Raw genomic sequence first — 211 nt, forward strand, 5'->3', positions numbered from 1 at the left:
GGTATCAAGGTCAAGTCGGTGGCTGAACTGGTCGAGAAACTGAAAAACGAAGCGAAGGTAATCTAATCATGACTATCCTGGTAATCGCAGAACACGACGGCAAGGCACTGGCTCCGGCCACTCTGAACACCGTAGCCGCTGCCGCCAAAATCGGTGGCGACATCCACGTTCTGGTTGCAGGCCAGGGCATTGGCGCTGTAGCCGAAGCAGC

General features: G+C 55.9%; 1 pseudogene. It reads left to right on the forward strand.

Going from position 1 to position 211, the window contains the following annotated elements:
* Window positions 1-68 precede the first annotated feature (68 nt).
* Window positions 69-211 (forward strand): annotated as a pseudogene (locus GHO03_RS25040) (electron transfer flavoprotein subunit alpha/FixB family protein); the annotation flags it as partial.

Source organism: Pseudomonas sp. FSL R10-1339, assembly GCF_009600545.1.
Classification (GTDB): Bacteria; Pseudomonadota; Gammaproteobacteria; order Pseudomonadales; family Pseudomonadaceae; genus Aquipseudomonas; species Aquipseudomonas bubulae.